The organism is Rhizobium sp. 32-5/1, from assembly GCF_029537235.1.
GTDB lineage: Bacteria > Pseudomonadota > Alphaproteobacteria > Rhizobiales > Rhizobiaceae > Pararhizobium.
Genome location: NZ_CP120638.1, coordinates 586,873 through 605,520, shown reverse-complemented (window position 1 = coordinate 605,520; position 18,648 = coordinate 586,873). Strand labels below are relative to the sequence as shown.

The following is an 18,648-nucleotide window of genomic DNA, read 5'->3' as shown; positions in this document are numbered from 1 at the left end:
TGCCGCGGCGTCTTGCGGTCCTTGAAGCCTGCACCGCGCTACGGGCGGCCCAAAGGAGCTGGAATCGGCAGTTGACGACGAAGCGGCGCTCCGCGAGCGATTGATGTCTCAGTTGCTCCGCTTCGGGGCAGAGGATGTTCCGGATCATCTGGACGATGCCGTGGTTTTTGCCGACGGCCTTGTGACGCAGGTGCAGGCCTTGCGCAGCCGGACGAGCGCGGCGGCGGAAGCGGTGGAACGGACCGAGAAGGCATTGGAGATGCGCAGCGAGGCGCTGGCCGCCGCCGAAAAGGCGCTGCAGGGCTGGACATCGGATTGGACGGACGCAACGGCCTCGACCTGGCTTGGCCAGCAGGATCGGCCTGTCACGCCTTCCGAGATAGCCCCCGTGCTCGCCGCTCTTCAGGACCTTGAAAAACTGTTGCAGCGCAAGTCGGATCTCGATCATCGCATCGACGGCATGCGCAGGGATCAGGCGGCCTTCCGAACCGCGGTCGACACCATCGCCGAACGGCTGGGTATCGATGCCCCCGAGCCACTCCCGGCCTTCATGGAGATCAAGGCGCGGCTTTCCGGCCTGCGGGAGAATCATGCCCTTTTAAAACGGCTGGCCGGGGAGAGCGACGACAAGCAGGCGGAACGGCGGATCGTTGCGGAGGAAAAACCGGAATGATGCGCTGAAAGACGAGATGCTGGTCTTTTTCTGCTGCGAGATCATTGGTCGAGGTCAGTGTGCGGCTGGAGGCGGCCAAGGTGCGGGAGCGCCTGCGCGAGCGCATCACTGAAACGGGTCGTGATCTTTGCGCCCGGCTGAAGGTCGCGAGCGTCGAAGAAGCCGAAGCGATCCTTGCGGTCGTCGATGCCGGCGAGCTCGATCGCGATCTCGCAGCGCTCGAACTGCATTTGGAAGAGTGCGACCGCGATGCGGCCGAGGCCCATGCCGAACGTCGCGAGGCCGAAAAGGCTCTTGCCGCGATTGGAGGTGACGACCGGGCGGCGCATCTGGAGGAGCGGCGGCGCACGATCCTGATCGATATCGAGGAAAAGGCGATAAGTTATCTGAGGCTGCGCGCCGGCATCCTTTCCACGGAAATGGCGCTCAGGCTTTACCGCGAGCGCCACCGCAGTGCGATGATGCAACGCGCGTCCGCCGCCTTCAACAGGATCAGTGGCGGCGAATATGCTGATCTGTCGACCCAAAGCGAGAACGGCCGTGAGTTTCTGATCGCCAATGCCGCGAGCGGGGCTTCGAAGGTCGCGGACGATCTTTCCAAAGGGACGCGCTTCCAGCTCTATCTGGCGCTGCGCATGGCCGGTTATCACGAGATTGCCGCCACCCGCGAAAGCCTGCCCTTCATCGCCGATGACATCATGGAAACCTTCGATGACGGTCGCGCCGAGCATGCCTTCGGCCTGATGGCGGATATGGCGCAGGTGGGGCAGGTGATCTATCTCACCCATCATGAGCATCTTTGCGATATTGCCACGCGGGCTTGCTCTGGCGTGACGCTCCATAGGATTTAACTGTTTACAGATTTTCGATTCCGTAAATGCAAATTTTAATTCAACTTTCCAGGGTACAGCAACATTACGATTCGATCGTAATGACATTGCGGCTGTCGACGCGGGGCGGGAAATAAAATCTGCAATTGAGAGAATGCTTGACGATAAGGTCGGTTGCTTCAATCACGCGATAATGCCCGAAACACTCTACTTGGTTTTGAGTTTAAAAATAACAGAACAGCATCGCTGTTGTTACGATTACCTGATTGCAAAAACAATTTTCTCCGTCAAATTATGACGGAGGACGGAATCCTAGTGGATTTGATATTATAAATAAGAATTTACGAATATATAGGCGATTGTATATAAAAGTAACAATATATTGGGGGTATCAATGTTCTTTAAGTTTTTCCAAACCTGTATTTTGTTGATAGTGTTGGGTCTAACCACCTTCGTTTTCATTTCAAGCACCGCACCAAGCACCTTTGCCCAAGATTCAAGTGAACCGCACGACTCGGGTGGCGAGGGGCGGATGGGGGATCGGATGACGGCGGGGATAGCGACGGTTCTGGTGTGGGAGGGACCGACGACAGCGGTGGGACGGACACCGGCGGTAGCCCTAGCACGCCAAGCGACCCAGACCTTGGCGGTGGAACCATCGACAACGGCGGCACAACCGATACTGGCGGAAGCATCGGTGCTGGAGATCCAAGCCCGGTCACCGGGGGAACGGATCCCTCGGTCGATCCGGAAGCTGGTGCCGATCCCGCAGATGAAGCAGTATCGCCCGCCGCTGCGGCGCGTAGCAGGTCCGAAAGTGCGAAAACACGAAAAGCCGAGCATGCGGCGGCTTCCGCAGCCGCAAAAGCTTTAGCCTACGATAAGAAGTTAAAGCATATCATTCTTCGACATATCCGAGAATTCCAATCGTCGTGCAGAGGTATCGGCGGTGCGGCGTATTCCGACTGCATCGGGCAAGGACTTCAGAAAGTGGCCTCCAAAATACCGGCTACAGAGACATTTTCTGCGATGAAAAGAAACCTTTCCAAGGCCGGTGGAAAGATGCGCTCCATTGCGAAGCGTTATGCGGATAAATCGGCGCCGCGCGTCAAGAAGAACGGCCAGACGTTTGTGGTTGTCAAAAAAGAGGCGATAGCGATTGCGGCCAAACAAGCCCAGGACGTGTTCGCTGGGCTTAAAAGGAGCTCCTTCGATCCTCTAGAGGCCAGGAGCATCACATGAAGCACTACAAAGAAGTCGCGACGCTTCTCGCCTCAACGAAAATAGCGATGAGGTGACCATGCGGCGCAATAGTAACCGATAAAAAACGAATATTACACAAAGGCGGAAGGAGAAGATGGTGGGCGATGACGGACTCGAACCGCCGACATCCTCGGTGTAAACGAGGCGCTCTACCAACTGAGCTAATCGCCCGCCGTGTTGGTGGCCGTGATCTATGCGTATCTGGATGAAACCGCAAGGGCAGATGCGAAGATTTTTCGATTTTTTTGAATGGTACAGCGCAAAGCCCTGGCGTCGCCGGGTAAGGGGTGCCGGGCGGTAAGTCTACCCTCTCTTCGATTGCTGCGCAGACCTGCCGGCGTCTCGGGAAGATGGCCCTATTGAGAATGGACCTCTTTGATTCCCGTCGCAAGTCATTGAAATTTCGATGCCCCAGCCTGCATCTGTGGATAAGGCCCTGTCGCCCGAAAAAACTTTTCGCGGCCGATGCCTGCATTTGCGGGGCTTGTGGGAAAGAATTTTCGAAATGTCATGATTTTGTTTTCAACGCGCTTGACACTCCGGATCGAACCCCTTAATCAGCCGCTCATCGAACGGCGCAACACGCTGGTTCGACACGGAAGACACCGCAGGGTGGTCTTTTAGAAAAATGCGCGGGTGTAGCTCAGTTGGTTAGAGTGCCGGCCTGTCACGCCGGAGGTCGCGGGTTCGAGCCCCGTCACTCGCGCCATTTTTCTTCTTCTAAAACCTCTCGATAGACATGGTCAAAAGCGCGCTTCGGTCGCGTTGCGACCTTATGTCCTTTGTTCGGGAGTCTTCCGTTTAACGCGCTGCTGCCCTGCTGGAATGGGCGTTTTCAATCGTTTTAGGCTATTTGCACCGACCTCTTGGAGGTGCTAGCTTTTGCGGGCTTTTCATTCCTGCGAAGGAACGGGTTGAAAAGCCGCTTCAAGGGTTGCGCGCTGACGCTGGCTGCGCTAACCACTTTGGCGTTGCAACATATTTTTCGGCTTGCATGGCTTTGGTTTCGGCGCTTCTCGGCGCCCCTTGCGGGCAGGGACGGACACAATGACAGACCTTCTCGGTTCCTATATCCCGATCGCGATTTTCATCGGTATTGCCCTTGTTATCGGCATCGCTCTGCTGGTCGCGCCGTTCGCGGTTGCGTTCAAGGCTCCCGATTCCGAGAAGCTCTCGGCCTATGAGTGCGGCTTCAACGCCTTCGACGATGCACGCATGAAATTCGACATCCGATTCTACCTCGTGTCGATCCTGTTCATCATCTTCGATCTGGAAGTCGCCTTCCTGTTTCCGTGGGCTGTGGCTTTCAAGGATATTGGCTGGCTCGGTTTCTGGTCGATGATGGTCTTCCTCGGCGTGCTGACCATCGGCTTCATTTATGAATGGAAAAAGGGAGCGCTCGAATGGGAGTAGCAACCACACCGCTCGTCGCTCAGGCGTCCACGGGCATCATCGATCCCTCGACCGGCAAGCCGATCGGCAGCAATGACGCCTTCTTCGGCGAGATCAACAATGAACTTGCCGACAAGGGCTTTCTCGTCACCTCGACGGACGAGCTCATCAACTGGGCACGCACCGGTTCGCTGATGTGGATGACCTTCGGTCTGGCCTGTTGCGCCGTCGAGATGATGCAGATGTCGATGCCGCGTTATGATGCCGAGCGCTTCGGTTTTGCACCGCGCGCCTCACCGCGCCAGTCGGACGTCATGATCGTTGCGGGCACGCTGACCAACAAGATGGCGCCGGCGCTGCGCAAGGTCTACGACCAGATGCCAGAGCCGCGTTACGTCATCTCGATGGGCTCCTGTGCCAATGGCGGTGGCTACTATCACTATTCCTATTCGGTGGTGCGCGGCTGTGACCGCGTGGTGCCGGTGGATATCTATGTGCCGGGCTGTCCTCCCACGGCAGAGGCGCTCCTTTACGGGGTGCTCCTGCTGCAGAAGAAAATCCGCCGCACCGGCACGATCGAACGGTAAGGGCAGGGGACCGGATCAATGAGTGAAGCCCTGAACGAGCTTGCTACCTACATCACCGAGGCGCGCGGTGCGCTGGTTACGGATTCCGTCATCACCTTCGGCGAACTGACGCTGACTTCGACCGTCGAGAGCATTATTCCGCTGCTGACCTTCCTGCGCGACGACAAGCGGTGTGGTTTCATCAACTTCACCGACATCTGCGGTGTTGATTGGCCGCAGCGCGCGGATCGTTTCGATGTGGTTTACCACCTGATGTCGCCGAAGCAGAACCAGCGTATCCGCATCAAGGTGGCGACGAACGAAGATCAGCCGGTGCCGTCGGCAACCGCGGTCTATCCCGGCGCCGACTGGTTCGAGCGCGAAGCCTACGACATGTATGGTATCCTGTTCACAGGCCACCCGGATCTGCGCCGGATCCTCACGGATTATGGCTTCGAGGGCTATCCGCTGCGCAAGGATTTTCCGACGACGGGTTTCGTCGAGGTTCGCTATGACGACGAAGCCAAGCGCGTTGTTTACGAGCCGGTGGCCCTGAAGCAGGAATTCCGCAACTTCGACTTCACGTCGCCCTGGGAAGGAACGGACTATGTTCTGCCGGGCGACGAAAAGGCAAAAGCGCAGTAACGCAGTTATTATGAAGGCCTGATCGCCTTCGCAGCAGGATTTATCCGGCTTGGAGCAAGCGGTATGAACGAACACAACGTCCGGAATTTCAATATCAATTTCGGCCCGCAACATCCGGCGGCGCATGGCGTTTTGCGTCTTGTGCTGGAGCTTGACGGCGAAATCGTCGAGCGCGTCGATCCGCATATCGGTCTTCTGCATCGCGGTACGGAAAAGCTGATCGAGACCAAGACCTATCTGCAGGCTGTCCCTTACTTCGATCGTCTCGACTATGTCGCGCCGATGAACCAGGAGCATGCCTTCGCGATGGCAGTCGAGAAGCTGACGAAGACCGAAGTGCCGATCCGCGGCCAGCTGATCCGGGTGCTTTATTCGGAAATCGGCCGTATCCTGTCGCATCTGCTGAACGTCACGACGCAGGCTATGGACGTCGGTGCGCTGACGCCGCCGCTCTGGGGTTTCGAAGAGCGCGAAAAGCTGATGGTTTTCTACGAGCGTGCCTGCGGCGCGCGCATGCACTCGGCCTATATCCGTCCGGGCGGCGTGCATCAGGATCTGCCGCATGAATTGGTCGAGGATATCGGCAAGTGGATCGATCCGTTCCTGAAGACAGTGGACGATATCGACGAGCTTCTGACCGGAAACCGCATCTTCAAGCAGCGCAATGTCGACATCGGCGTGGTGACACTGGACGACGCCTGGGCCTGGGGCTTTTCCGGCGTCATGGTTCGCGGATCAGGTGCTGCCTGGGACCTGCGCAAGTCGCAGCCCTATGAATGTTACGCGGACATGGATTTCGACATCCCGATCGGCAAGAACGGCGACTGCTATGACCGTTACCTGATCCGTATGATAGAGATGCGCGAATCGGCCAAGATCATGCGCCAGTGCGTCGACCGGTTGCTCGGCGATGCCAAGATCGGCCCTATCTCGTCGCTGGACGGCAAGATCGTTCCGCCGAAGCGCGGTGAGATGAAGCGGTCGATGGAAGCTTTGATCCATCACTTCAAGCTATACACCGAAGGCTACCATGTGCCCGAGGGTGAAGTTTACGCGGCTGTCGAAGCGCCTAAGGGCGAATTCGGCGTCTATCTCGTCTCTGACGGGTCCAACAAGCCCTACCGTTGCAAGATCAAGGCGCCGGGTTATGCCCATCTCCAGGCCATGGATTACATCTGTCGCGGACACCAGCTTGCGGACGTGTCCGCCGTGCTCGGCTCGCTCGATATCGTTTTCGGCGAGGTCGATCGCTGATGCGCCATCTGGTTCCTGCACTTCTCGGCCTGTGTCTTGTTTCCTGCCCCGCACTGGCGCAGGAAAACGATGATGCGACGGCATCGCAGGATACGACTACTTCGGGTTCAGGCGGCAGCATAGGCAGCCTCCTGTCCCAGGGCTATGAAATCAAGGCGGCCGTACCGAATGGCGCGCGCTACATTGTATTTTTGCAGAAAGACAAGTCAGCCTTTGCCTGTGAATTCGTCACGCTGACGAAATCGCGGTGCGGTTCGATTAACTGATAAGGTGCGGGAAGAATGTCCGTTCGTCGACTAGCCGAGGAAAATGTCCAGCCGCAGAGCTTTGCCTTCAAGGGCGAAAATGTGGCGTGGGCTGAGGCCACGATCAAGAAATATCCGGAAGGCCGTCAGCAATCCGCCGTGATTCCGCTTTTGATGCGGGCGCAGGAGCAGGACGGCTGGGTCACCAAGGCAGCGATCGAGGGCGTCGCCGACATGCTCGGCATGGCCTATATTCGCGTGCTTGAAGTGGCGACCTTCTACACCCAGTTCCAGCTGAAGCCGGTCGGAACCCGCGCCCACGTCCAGGTCTGCGGCACGACGCCCTGCATGCTGCGCGGTTCGGAAGAGCTGATCAAGCTGTGCAAGAAGCGCATTCATCCCGAACCGCTGACCCCCAACGAGAGCGGCACGCTGTCCTGGGAAGAGGTTGAGTGTCAGGGCGCCTGCGTCAACGCGCCGATGGTAATGATTTTCAAGGACAGCTATGAGGACCTGACGGTTCCGCAGCTGGACTATATCATCGACCGTTACGATGCAGGCAAGGGGGCCGATATCAAGCCTGGCCCGCAGATCGATCGCATCTTCTCGGCGCCGGTTGGCGGCGTAACGACGCTGTCGTCTCCTTACGTGCGCCAGCGCAACCAGGTGACGGACGCCGAGCCGGTAGCGGTAGAAGCCGACACGGTCTCCGTGCCGCCGGCCAATGCCGGTCGCGTGAAGACGGATGCCGCCGAAACCGATCCGTCATTGAAGACGCCGGCCACGGCAAAGGCAGCCTCTGCAGCCAACGCCAAGGTGGAAGGCGATAACAAGGACACCGGTATCGTCGAAAAGGCGCCAGCCAATGCTGCCGCAGCGGCCAAACCGTCGCTTGAGGACGAACGTCGCCCGGCCGGTATCGAAAAGCCTGCCACGGTGGACGACCTCAAGCTGATTTCCGGCGTCGGACCGAAGATCGAGGGCATCCTGCATGAACTCGGCATCTTCACCTTTGCGCAGGTCGCAGGGTGGACGAAGGACGAGCGTGACTGGGTCGACGGCTATCTGAATTTCAAGGGCCGGATCGACCGCGACGACTGGGTCAAACAGGCAGAGGCGCTGGCCAAGGGTGGCGAAGCCGAATACATCCGGGTTTTCGGCAAGAAGCCGCGATAGGATCAGGGGTATGGCCGAGGTAACCAACGAGCTAATCTACGAAGTTCTGAAGGCGATGCAGAGCCGACTGTCCAACATTGAGCACAAACTCGGTGAAATGGACAACAGGCTGACGTCAATGTCGGCGCAGATCAACGCGGTGCATATCGACATCTCGAACATCTACCAATCTATTGGTTACATGGACCGGCGGCTTACTCGCATCGAGAAGCGCCTCGACATAATTGAAGAACCGGCGGAATAGAACATGCTTGACGATAAAGATCGCATTTTCAATAACATCTACGGCCTTCATGACAAGTCGCTGAAGGGTGTGATGAGCCGTGGCCATTGGGATGGCACCAAGCAGATCCTCGAAAAGGGTCGCGACTGGATTATAAACGAGATGAAGGCGTCGGGCCTGCGCGGTCGCGGTGGCGCCGGCTTCCCGACGGGCCTCAAATGGTCCTTCATGCCGAAGGAAAGCGACGGCCGTCCGCATTATCTGGTGGTCAATGCCGATGAGTCCGAGCCGGGCACGTGCAAGGACCGCGACATCATGCGCCACGATCCACACACGCTGATCGAAGGCTGCGTGATTGCGAGTTTCGCAATGGGTGCGCATGTTGCCTACATCTATGTGCGCGGCGAATATATGCGCGAGCGTGAAGCGCTGCAGGCGGCGATCGACGAATGTTATGACGCCGGCCTTCTCGGCGTGAACAACAAATGCGGCTGGGATATGGACATCTACGTCCACCACGGCGCCGGCGCCTATATCTGCGGCGAAGAGACGGCACTTCTGGAAAGCCTCGAAGGCAAGAAGGGCCAGCCGCGCCTTAAGCCACCATTCCCGGCCAATATGGGCCTCTATGGTTGCCCGACGACCGTCAACAACGTCGAATCGATCGCGGTGGCGCCTACCATCCTGCGCCGCGGCGCCGGCTGGTTCTCGTCGATCGGTCGACCCAACAATGTCGGCACCAAGCTGTTCATGGTCTCCGGCCACGTCAACCGGCCGTGCACGGTCGAGGAAGCCATGGGCATTCCCTTCCGTGAGCTGATCGAGAAACATTGTGGCGGCATCAGAGGCGGCTGGGACAACCTTCTGGCGGTCATTCCCGGCGGCTCGTCCTGCCCGGTCGTCAAAGGCGAGAATATCCTCGACGCGCCGATGGATTTCGACGGCATGCGCGACGTGAAGTCGTCTTTCGGCACGGCCGCCGTGATCGTCATGGACAAGTCGACCGACATCATCAAGGCGATCTGGCGCCTCTCTGCTTTCTACAAGCACGAGAGCTGCGGCCAGTGCACGCCATGCCGCGAAGGCACCGGCTGGATGATGCGCGTCATGGAACGCATGGTGAAGGGCAACGCGCAGAAGCGCGAAATCGATATGCTGTTCGACGTCACCAAGCAGATTGAAGGTCATACGATCTGCGCGCTCGGCGACGCGGCTGCATGGCCGATCCAGGCGCTGATCCGCAATTTCCGTCCGGAGATGGAGGCGCGCATCGACGAATATACGCGCAATTCTTCCTCGCATGGCGCGGTTATGGAAGCGGCGGAGTAGGAACAATGAAAAAGCCGGTCCGCCAGAGGGATGAAACGGAGACGGCAAAATCTGCCGATGCTCCGCTCGCCTCGGCCGCTGGTGAGCACCATGCCGGCTTGCCGGGATGGGCACCGGGTTTGTACCCGCTAATGGCCCATCCGACGGCAGCCGTGGCTGCAGCAACGGCGATCGGTCTGGGCGTGACGAGCCAGATGGCCGGGTTCATGTTCGGGGCCATGCAGGGTTTTGTCGAGGCGGCGCAAAAGGCGGCGACGCAGGCAGGGCAAGAGCCTCAGACGGCGGCAACGTCTCAGCATCCGGCGGATGTTCCGATCGCAGCCGAACCGGTGGCTCGACCCGTCGCCAAGGCAAAGGAACAGAAGCGGCCGCGTGCCGCCCGGATCGTCGAGGCGCAGGCGGACGATCTGAAGCGGATTTCGGGCATCGGACCGAAGCTTGAACAGGTGTTGAACGGCATGGGCATACGGCAGTTCGCCGAGATCGCCCGTTGGACGGAAAAGGACGTGAAGCGCGTCGACGACCAGCTTGGTTTTGCCGGTCGGATCGCGCGTGACGGCTGGGTCGAACAGGCCAAGGCCCTTTTGAAGGGCTGAGAATGGATTGACCGCGGCAGGCTGGCTGCGGTGCGTAGAGGTTGGTTTGCCTTATAATTTCGGTTCGCCCCTTCGGAGCGGCGAACCTAGGACAGGATTGAGTGCGAAGATGGCAAAGCTGAAAGTCGACGGAAAAGAGATCGAGGTCCCGGATCACTTCACGCTGCTGCAGGCATGCGAAGAAGCCGGCGCCGAGGTTCCGCGCTTCTGTTTCCATGAGCGGCTGTCGGTCGCCGGCAATTGTCGCATGTGTCTGATCGAGGTGAAGGGCGGGCCGCCGAAACCGGCAGCCTCCTGCGCCATGGGCGTGCGCGACCTGCGCCCGGGCCCGAACGGCGAAGCGCCGGAAGTCTTCACGACCACGCCGATGGTCAAGAAGGCCCGCGAAGGCGTCATGGAATTCCTTCTGATCAACCATCCGCTCGATTGCCCGATCTGCGACCAGGGTGGCGAATGCGACCTGCAGGACCAGGCCATGGCGTTCGGGGTCGATTCGACCCGCTACAATGAGAATAAGCGCGCCGTCGAAGACAAGTATATCGGCCCGCTGGTGAAGACCGTGATGAACCGCTGCATCCACTGCACGCGCTGCGTCCGCTTCACCACCGAAGTCGCCGGCATTGCCGAACTCGGCCTGATCGGCCGCGGCGAGGATGCCGAAATCACCACCTATCTCGAACAGGCGATGACATCGGAGCTTCAGGGCAATGTCGTCGATCTCTGCCCTGTCGGTGCGTTGACCTCCAAGCCCTACGCCTTCAACGCCCGCCCGTGGGAACTCGGCAAGACCGAATCGATCGACGTCATGGACGCGCTGGGCTCAGCCATCCGCGTCGATACCCGCGGCCGCGAAGTGATGCGCGTCATGCCGCGCGTCAACGAGGACATCAACGAGGAGTGGATTTCCGACAAGACCCGTTTCATCTGGGACGGCTTGAAGACCCAGCGTCTTGACCGCCCCTATGTGAAGAAGGACGGACGCCTGCAGGCGGCAACCTGGAACGAGGCGTTCGCCGCGATCAAGGCTGCGGTGGCCAAGACCTCTGCCGACAGGGTCGGCGCGATCGCCGGCGATCTCGCTTCCGTCGAGGAGATGTACGCGCTGAAGGAACTGATCGCCTCGCTCGGCTCCAAGAACCTCGATTGCCGCCAGGACGGGACAGCACTCGATCCGTCGCTCGGCCGCTCCAGCTATCTCTTCAACCCGACGATCCAGGAATCGAAAGCGCTGACGCGCTGCTGATCATCGGCTCCAACCCGCGCTATGAAGCCTCGGTGCTGAATGCCCGCATCCGCAAGCGGTTCCGCATGGGCAATTTCCCGATCGGCGTCATCGGCGAACCGGGCGAGCTTCGCTACGACTACGACTATCTCGGCGCCGGTACCGATCTCGCTTGGCGAACTGGTCGCAGGCAAGGGCAAGTTCTTTGAAGTCCTTTCGAATGCGAAACGTCCGATGATCATCATCGGCCAGGGCGCGATCTCCGGCGGCAACGGCGTGGCTGTTCTTGCAGCGGCTGCCAAGCTTGCGGGCGCTGTCGGCGCGGTGACGGAAGGCTGGAACGGTTTTGCCGTTCTGCATACGGCGGCGAGCCGCGTCGGTGGTCTTGATCTCGACTTCGTGCCGGGCGAGGGCGGCAAGACGGCGGCTGAAATGCTGACGGCTACGGATGTGCTGTTCCTGCTCGGCGCCGACGAGATGGATTTCTCGGGCAAGACAGCCGGCTTCACGGTCTATATCGGTTCGCATGGCGACGAAGGTGCGCATGGCGCCGACGTCATCCTGCCGGGCGCGACCTATACCGAGAAGTCCGGTACCTGGGTCAACACCGAAGGCCGCGTCCAGATGGGCAACCGCGCCGGCTTCGCGCCGGGCGATGCCCGCGAAGACTGGGCGATCCTGCGGGCGCTATCCGATGTGCTCGGCAAGAAGCTGCCGTTTGATCTCGCTTGCCGAATTGCGCCGGAAACTGCACGCCGCCTATCCGCATTTCGCTGACATCGACGGTATTCTGGCCGGCGAAAGCGGTGAAATTGCCGCACTTGCACAAAAAGCCGGTGAGATGACGAAATCGGCGTTTGCGTCTCCGGTCAAAGACTTCTATTTGACGAACCCGATAGCACGCGCCTCTGCCGTCATGGCCGAATGCTCGGCTTTGGCACGCAACAATTTCAAAGCTGCGGCGGAATGAGCGCGGGGGAATAAGACAAAATGGACGCCTTCATTTCGACCTATGTCTGGCCAGCGGCCATCATGATCGGCCAGTCGCTTCTGCTTCTGGTCGCGCTCCTGATTTTCATCGCCTTCTTCCTTCTTGCCGACCGCAAGATCTGGGCAGCCGTCCAGCTGCGTCGCGGACCCAACGTCGTTGGTCCCTTCGGCCTGTTCCAGTCCTTTGCCGACCTCTTGAAGTTCGTCTTCAAGGAGCCGGTCATTCCGGCCGGCGCCAACAAGGCGATCTTCCTTTTGGCACCGCTCGTCTCGGTGACGCTGGCTCTGGCGACCTGGGCCGTCATTCCGCTGAACGATGGCTGGATGATCGCCAATATCAATGTCGGCATCCTCTACGTTTTCGCGATATCGTCGCTCGAAGTCTACGGCATCATCATGGCCGGCTGGGCGTCGAATTCGAAATATCCGTTCCTCGGCGCGCTTCGCTCCGCGGCGCAGATGGTTTCCTACGAAGTCTCGATCGGCTTTGTCATCGTCACCGTGCTTCTCTGCGTCGGCTCGCTGAACCTCAGCGATATCGTCAATGCGCAGCAGGATGGTCTGGGAACACGCCTCGGTCTGCCGGCCTCGTTCCTCGACTGGCACTGGATCTCGCTGTTCCCGATGTTCATCATCTTCTTCATCTCGGCGCTGGCGGAGACCAACCGTCCTCCTTTCGATCTGCCTGAGGCGGAATCCGAACTGGTTGCCGGCTACATGGTCGAATACTCCTCGGCACCTTACATGATGCTGATGCTCGGCGAGTATGCCGCCATCGTCCTGATGTGCTCGCTGACGACCATCCTGTTCATGGGTGGCTGGCTGCCGCCGGTCGATGTCTGGTTCCTGAATTGGGTTCCGGGGATCATCTGGTTCCTGCTCAAGGCATCCTTCGTCTTCTTCATGTTCGCCATGGTCAAGGCCTTCGTTCCGCGCTACCGCTATGACCAGCTGATGCGCCTCGGCTGGAAGGTCTTCCTGCCGCTCTCGCTCGCCATGGTCATCATTGTCGCCTTCACGCTGAAGCTGACGGGATGGGCATGATGGCGGTTCAACAATTCAAGGGTTTTGCCGGCTTCTCCCAGGCCGGCTTGGTTGGAGGTCGATGATGGCAAGTCTGTCGCAAGCCGTCGGTTCGCTGTTCCTCAAGGAATTCGTTGGCGCGTTCTTTCTGTCGATGCGCTACTTTTTGCGCCGAAGGCGACGCTGAATTATCCCTTCGAAAAGGGGCCGGTCAGCCCGCGTTTCCGTGGCGAACATGCGCTGCGCCGTTATCCGAACGGCGAAGAGCGCTGCATCGCCTGCAAGCTCTGCGAGGCAATCTGTCCCGCCCAGGCGATCACCATCGAAGCCGGCCCGCGCCGCAATGATGGAACGCGCCGGACCGTTCGTTACGATATCGACATGGTGAAGTGCATCTATTGCGGCTTCTGCCAGGAAGCCTGCCCGGTCGATGCGATCGTCGAAGGCCCGAACTTCGAATTCGCGACCGAGACGCGCGAAGAACTGTATTACGACAAGGACCGGCTGCTGGCGAATGGCGATCGTTGGGAGCGCGAAATCGCCCGCAACATCGGCATCGACTCGCCCTACCGGTAAGTCGCGGAAGAACGTTGCATCGGGTCACTCTTATAGGGTGGCCGGTGCGGAACAGATTTGGGGCGAGGGCCGGACAATGTCCGGTGCGCCAGTGGGGAAGGTGGCCGCCCGGCCATCGGATCCGGGGAAGACAAAAAGGCACCGATCATGGGTCTGCAGGCTCTTTTTTCTATCTTTTCGCCTTCGTCGCCGTGGCGTCGGCCTTCATGGTGATCTCGGCCAGGAACCCGGTCTATTCCGTGCTGTTCCTGATCCTGACCTTTTTCAACGCCGCCGGCCTCTTCCTGCTGACGGGTGCTGAATTCCTGGCGATGATCCTGCTGGTCGTCTATGTCGGCGCCGTGGCGGTTCTCTTCCTCTTCGTCGTCATGATGCTCGACATCGACTTTGCTGAATTGCGCTCCGGGGCTCTCGAATATGCGCCGGTGGGTGCTCTGGTCGGGCTCATTCTTGCCGCCGAACTGATCATCGTCGTTGCCGGCAGCACGTTCTCGCCGGAAATTGCCAAGACGATCTCAATGCCGATCCCGGCGGTTGCGGATCGCACCAACACGGCAGCACTCGGTGACGTGCTGTACACGCATTACATCTATTACTTCCAGCTTGCCGGCCTTGTGCTTCTCGTCGCCATGATCGGCGCCATCGTCCTGACCTTGCGTCACCGCGACAACATCAAGCGCCAGGATATTTCCAAACAGGTTGCCCGCACGCCCGCGACCGCCGTCGAGGTGATCAAGGTCAAGTCGGGCCAGGGCTTATAAGACGGACGCGAGGTCAAGGAACAAACATCATGGAAATCGGTATTTCCCACTATCTGACCGTCAGCGCCATTCTCTTCACGCTCGGCGTCTTCGGCATCTTCCTGAACCGGAAAAACGTCATCGTCATCCTGATGTCAGTGGAACTCATCCTGCTCGCGGTAAACATCAACATGGTGGCGTTCTCGGCGTTCCTGAACGACATCACCGGACAGGTCTTCGCGCTGTTCATCCTGACGGTGGCTGCTGCCGAAGCGGCCATCGGACTTGCAATTCTCGTCGTCTTCTATCGCAACCGCGGCTCGATTGCCGTGGAAGACGTCAACATGATGAAGGGCTGAGGGCTCCATGGATACGATTATCAAGGCTGTCGTCTTTCTGCCCCTGATCGGCTTCCTGATCGCCGGCCTGTTTGGAACGTCGATCGGCGCCAAGGCCTCGGAATACGTCACCAGCGGCTTCATGATCATTGTCGCGGTCCTGTCCTGGATCGTCTTCTTCGACGTCGCGATCGGCGAAACGGAGATGATCAAGGTCTCCGTCATGCGCTGGGTCCAGTCCGGCGGGTTCGATACCGAGTGGGCATTTCGCGTCGACACGCTCACGGCCGTCATGTTCGTGGTCGTCAACACGGTCTCCTGCCTGGTGCACATCTATTCGATCGGCTACATGCACCACGACCCGCATCGGCCGCGCTTCTTCGCCTATCTGTCGCTCTTCACCTTCGCCATGCTGATGCTGGTGACGTCTGACAACCTGCTGCAGATGTTCTTCGGCTGGGAAGGGGTGGGTCTTGCCTCCTATCTTCTGATCGGATTCTGGTACAAGAAGCCGTCGGCGTCCGCTGCCGCGATGAAGGCCTTTATTGTCAACCGCGTCGGCGACTTCGGTTTCGCGCTCGGCATCTTCGGCGTCTTCGTTCTCTTTGGTTCCGTTAGCTTCGAGACGATCTTTGCGGCCGCCTCCACCTATCTGCCGGCGGCGGAAGCCCACGGTGCTGCTGCCGAAGGTGCCCATGTGGCCGGCGAAGCCGTCATCAATCTCTTCGGCATGCACCTCGACAAGGCCGGCGCCATCACCGGCATCTGCCTGCTTTTGTTCATGGGTGCCATGGGCAAGTCGGCGCAGTTCCTGCTGCACACCTGGCTGCCGGATGCCATGGAAGGCCCGACCCCCGTGTCGGCCCTCATTCATGCCGCGACCATGGTTACCGCGGGCGTCTTCCTCGTCGCCCGCATGTCGCCGCTGTTTGAACTGTCGCCTACCGCACTTACCGTTGTTACGGTTGTCGGCGCGATCACAGCGTTTTTTGCGGCAACGGTCGGCCTCGTGCAGAACGACATCAAGCGCGTCATCGCCTATTCGACCTGTTCGCAGCTCGGCTATATGTTCGTGGCGCTCGGCGTTGGAGCCTATGGCGCGGCGATCTTCCACCTGTTCACGCATGCCTTCTTCAAGGCGCTGCTGTTTCTTTGCGCCGGCTCCGTCATCCACGCCGTCGATGGCGAGCAGGATATGCGCCACATGGGCGGTCTTCGTCCGCACATCAAGCTGACCTTCGCCATGATGATGATCGGCACGCTGGCAATCACCGGCGTCGGCATTCCCTTCTCGGGGCTCGGCTTTGCCGGCTTTATCTCCAAGGACATCATCATCGAGGCAACCTATGCTGCGCATTCCTCGGTGTCCGGCTTTGCCTTCACGCTGCTGGTGATCGCCGCCTGCTTTACCAGCTTCTATTCCTGGCGCCTGATCTTCATGACATTTTACGGCAAGCCGCGCGCGAGCCACGACGTCATGCACCACGTCCATGAATCGCCGATGGTCATGCTGGTGCCGCTGTTCATTCTCGGCATCGGCGCGGTTTTTGCCGGCGTAGTCTTCGAAGGAAACTTCTTCGGACATCACTATGCAGAATTCTGGCAGGGTGCGCTGTTCACGTCGCCGGCAAACGAAGTGCTCGAGCATTTCCATCACGTGCCGGCGCTGGTGAAGCTCAGCCCGTTCATCGCCATGATCCTCGGCTTCGTCACGGCCTGGTACATGTATATCCGTTCGCCGGAAACGCCGAAATATCTGGCCGAGCAGCATCGCGGGCTCTACCAGTTCCTGCTCAACAAATGGTACTTCGACGAACTCTATGACTTCCTGTTCGTCCGTCCGGCCAAGCGCATCGGCACCTTCCTCTGGAAAGAGGGTGACGGCCGCGTCATCGACGGCTATGGCCCGAACGGCATTGCCGCCCGCGTCATGGATGTCACCGACCGTGTCGTTCGCCTGCAGACCGGCTACCTCTATCACTACGCGTTCGTGATGCTGATCGGCATCGCTGCGCTCGTTACCTGGATGATGCTCGGGAGTTCCTTCTGATGACCGATTGGCCCATTCTCTCCGCGGTCACCTTCCTGCCGCTGGTCGGCATTGCGCTCCTGTTGCTGACCAACGAGAACAGCGTTTCCGGACGCCGCAACATCCTGAACATCTCGCTTCTGACGACGCTGGTGGTGTTTATCCTGTCACTCATCGTCTGGTGGGATTTCGACGCTGCCAATCCGGGCTTCCAGATGGTGGAAAAACATGCCTGGCTTGGCACCGGCATTTCCTATCATCTTGGCGTGGACGGCATCTCCATGCTGTTCGTCGTGCTTTCGGCCTTCCTGATGCCGTTCTGCATCGTGGCCAGCTGGCTGACGATCGAAAAGCGCCTGAAGGCCTACATGATCGCCTTCCTGATGCTGGAAGTGTTCATGATCGGCGTCTTCGTGTCGCTCGACATCGTCCTGTTCTACGTGTTCTTCGAGGCTGGCCTCATTCCGATGTTCATCATCATCGGCGTCTGGGGCGGCAAGGATCGCGTCTACGCGTCCTACAAGTTCTTTCTCTATACGTTGCTCGGCTCGGTTCTGATGCTGCTCGCCATTATGGCGATGTACTGGCAGGCCGGCACGACCGATATTGCAGAACTGCTCGCCCATAATTTCCCGCCGCAGATGCAGACATGGTTGTGGCTGGCCTTCTTCGCCTCGTTTGCCGTGAAGATGCCGATGTGGCCGGTCCATACCTGGCTTCCGGATGCGCACGTCCAGGCCCCAACGGCCGGTTCCGTCATTCTGGCAGGCGTTCTCCTGAAGCTCGGCGGCTACGGCTTCCTGCGCTTCTCGCTGCCGATGTTCCCCTTGGCATCCGACTATTTCGCGCCCTTCGTCTTCACGCTGTCGGTCATCGCGATCATCTACACCTCGCTGGTGGCGATGATGCAGTCCGACATCAAGAAGCTGATCGCCTACTCGTCCGTCGCGCATATGGGTTATGTGACCATGGGTATCTTTGCGGCCAATGTTCAGGGTGTGCAGGGTGCGATCTATCAGATGCTGTCGCACGGGATCGTCTCCGGCGCGCTCTTCCTCTGCGTCGGCGTTGTCTATGACCGAACCCACACCCGCGAAATCAGCGCCTATGGCGGTCTGGTCAACAACATGCCGAAATATGCGGTGGTGTTCCTGATCCTGACGATGGCCAATGTCGGCCTGCCGGGTACTTCGGGTTTCGTTGGCGAAATCACCACGCTGCTCGGTGCCTTCCGTGCCAATACCTGGGTCGCGTTCTTCGCAACGACCGGCGTCATCCTGTCGGCCTGCTATGCGCTCTGGCTCTATCGCCGGGTGATCTTCGGCACGCTCGACAAAGAAAACCTGAAATCGCTGCTTGATCTCTCGGGCCGTGAAAAGGCACTTCTCTATCCGCTCGTTGCGCTGACCATCTTCTTCGGCGTCTATCCGGCACCGGTGTTCGATGCTACGGCGGCTTCGGTCGATGCGCTCGTGAACAATTACTCTGCAGCTCTGCAGGCCGCGCAGGACGTTGCGCTTTCGGTGAAATGACGACAG

Annotated in this window: 17 protein-coding genes, 2 tRNA genes and 2 pseudogenes; 20 read left to right on the top strand and 1 reads right to left on the bottom strand. The window is 59.2% G+C overall.

All coding sequences use genetic code 11. The features are described 5' to 3' along the window. The first annotated feature begins 103 nt into the window (after nt 1-103). The 3 genes from P6U16_RS03160 to P6U16_RS03150 all read left to right on the top strand — a co-directional run bounded on the left by P6U16_RS03160 (nt 104) and on the right by P6U16_RS03150 (nt 2,745). Nucleotides 104-673: a hypothetical protein gene (locus P6U16_RS03160; RefSeq protein ID WP_277702576.1), complete on the top strand. Its 570-nt coding sequence runs from the start codon at nt 104-106 to the stop codon at nt 671-673. Nucleotides 674-717: 44 nt separating this feature from the next. Continuing rightward, nucleotides 718-1,524, top strand: a complete 807-nt coding sequence (locus P6U16_RS03155) for a hypothetical protein (protein WP_277702575.1) — start codon at nt 718-720, stop codon at nt 1,522-1,524. Between the two features lie 552 nt (nt 1,525-2,076). After that, complete coding sequence (locus P6U16_RS03150) at nt 2,077-2,745, top strand: hypothetical protein (RefSeq protein WP_277702574.1); 669 nt, start codon at nt 2,077-2,079, stop codon at nt 2,743-2,745. 116 nt (nt 2,746-2,861) lie between these two features. Here the strand turns inward: P6U16_RS03150 and P6U16_RS03145 are convergent. Beyond that, nucleotides 2,862-2,937, bottom strand: a tRNA-Val gene (locus P6U16_RS03145). A 461-nt stretch (nt 2,938-3,398) separates the two neighbouring features. Here P6U16_RS03145 and P6U16_RS03140 point away from each other — a divergent pair. From P6U16_RS03140 to P6U16_RS03060, 17 genes and pseudogenes are all read left to right on the top strand, one after another. After that, nucleotides 3,399-3,475 (top strand) — tRNA-Asp (locus P6U16_RS03140). A gap of 338 nt (nt 3,476-3,813) precedes the next feature. Next, on the top strand, nt 3,814-4,179 hold the full coding sequence (locus tag P6U16_RS03135) for an NADH-quinone oxidoreductase subunit A (protein WP_158473490.1): 366 nt from the start codon (nt 3,814-3,816) through the stop codon (nt 4,177-4,179). After that, on the top strand, nt 4,170-4,745 hold the full coding sequence (locus P6U16_RS03130; protein ID WP_158473489.1) for an NADH-quinone oxidoreductase subunit B: 576 nt from the start codon (nt 4,170-4,172) through the stop codon (nt 4,743-4,745). Before P6U16_RS03135 ends, P6U16_RS03130 begins: the two co-directional genes overlap by 10 nt. Nucleotides 4,746-4,763: 18 nt before the next feature. Further along, nucleotides 4,764-5,369 (top strand): NADH-quinone oxidoreductase subunit C, encoded by a 606-nt coding sequence (locus P6U16_RS03125; RefSeq protein ID WP_277702573.1) that lies wholly within the window; start codon nt 4,764-4,766, stop codon nt 5,367-5,369. A 63-nt stretch (nt 5,370-5,432) separates the two neighbouring features. Further along, nucleotides 5,433-6,623 carry an NADH-quinone oxidoreductase subunit D gene (locus P6U16_RS03120; protein WP_277702572.1) on the top strand — a complete coding sequence of 397 codons (1,191 nt, stop codon included), beginning with the start codon at nt 5,433-5,435 and terminating at the stop codon, nt 6,621-6,623. Next, the gene (locus tag P6U16_RS03115) at nt 6,623-6,889 is read left to right on the top strand and encodes a hypothetical protein (RefSeq protein ID WP_277702571.1); all 267 of its coding nucleotides are present in this window, start codon (nt 6,623-6,625) and stop codon (nt 6,887-6,889) included. The genes P6U16_RS03120 and P6U16_RS03115 overlap by 1 nt, the downstream gene beginning before the upstream one ends. Before the next feature lie 15 nt (nt 6,890-6,904). Continuing rightward, nucleotides 6,905-8,044 (top strand): NADH-quinone oxidoreductase subunit E, encoded by a 1,140-nt coding sequence (locus tag P6U16_RS03110; protein WP_277702570.1) that lies wholly within the window; start codon nt 6,905-6,907, stop codon nt 8,042-8,044. A 10-nt stretch (nt 8,045-8,054) separates the two neighbouring features. After that, nucleotides 8,055-8,288, top strand: coding sequence for a hypothetical protein (locus P6U16_RS03105; protein ID WP_277702569.1), 234 nt, complete (start codon nt 8,055-8,057; stop codon nt 8,286-8,288). 3 nt (nt 8,289-8,291) lie between these two features. Beyond that, a complete protein-coding gene (gene nuoF / locus P6U16_RS03100; RefSeq protein WP_277702568.1) occupies nt 8,292-9,596 on the top strand; it encodes an NADH-quinone oxidoreductase subunit NuoF in 1,305 nt (434 codons plus the stop codon). 5 nt (nt 9,597-9,601) lie between these two features. Beyond that, entirely contained in the window at nt 9,602-10,192 is a 591-nt protein-coding gene (locus tag P6U16_RS03095; protein WP_277702567.1) for a hypothetical protein, read from the top strand. A 109-nt stretch (nt 10,193-10,301) separates the two neighbouring features. Beyond that, nucleotides 10,302-12,384: pseudogene (nuoG, locus tag P6U16_RS03090) on the top strand (NADH-quinone oxidoreductase subunit NuoG). 20 nt (nt 12,385-12,404) lie between these two features. Then, nucleotides 12,405-13,448 carry an NADH-quinone oxidoreductase subunit NuoH gene (gene nuoH, locus P6U16_RS03085; protein WP_277702566.1) on the top strand — a complete coding sequence of 348 codons (1,044 nt, stop codon included), beginning with the start codon at nt 12,405-12,407 and terminating at the stop codon, nt 13,446-13,448. Between the two features lie 64 nt (nt 13,449-13,512). Further along, nucleotides 13,513-14,003 (top strand): annotated as a pseudogene (nuoI, locus tag P6U16_RS03080) (NADH-quinone oxidoreductase subunit NuoI). 206 nt (nt 14,004-14,209) lie between these two features. Continuing rightward, nucleotides 14,210-14,764, top strand: coding sequence for an NADH-quinone oxidoreductase subunit J (locus P6U16_RS03075; RefSeq protein WP_277702565.1), 555 nt, complete (start codon nt 14,210-14,212; stop codon nt 14,762-14,764). 29 nt (nt 14,765-14,793) lie between these two features. Further along, nucleotides 14,794-15,102 carry an NADH-quinone oxidoreductase subunit NuoK gene (gene nuoK, locus P6U16_RS03070; RefSeq protein ID WP_034803568.1) on the top strand — a complete coding sequence of 103 codons (309 nt, stop codon included), beginning with the start codon at nt 14,794-14,796 and terminating at the stop codon, nt 15,100-15,102. 7 nt (nt 15,103-15,109) lie between these two features. Continuing rightward, entirely contained in the window at nt 15,110-17,131 is a 2,022-nt protein-coding gene (gene nuoL / locus P6U16_RS03065) for an NADH-quinone oxidoreductase subunit L (RefSeq protein WP_277702564.1), read from the top strand. Then, nucleotides 17,131-18,642: an NADH-quinone oxidoreductase subunit M gene (locus P6U16_RS03060; protein WP_277702563.1), complete on the top strand. Its 1,512-nt coding sequence runs from the start codon at nt 17,131-17,133 to the stop codon at nt 18,640-18,642. Before nuoL ends, P6U16_RS03060 begins: the two co-directional genes overlap by 1 nt. The last annotated feature ends 6 nt before the right edge of the window (nt 18,643-18,648 follow it).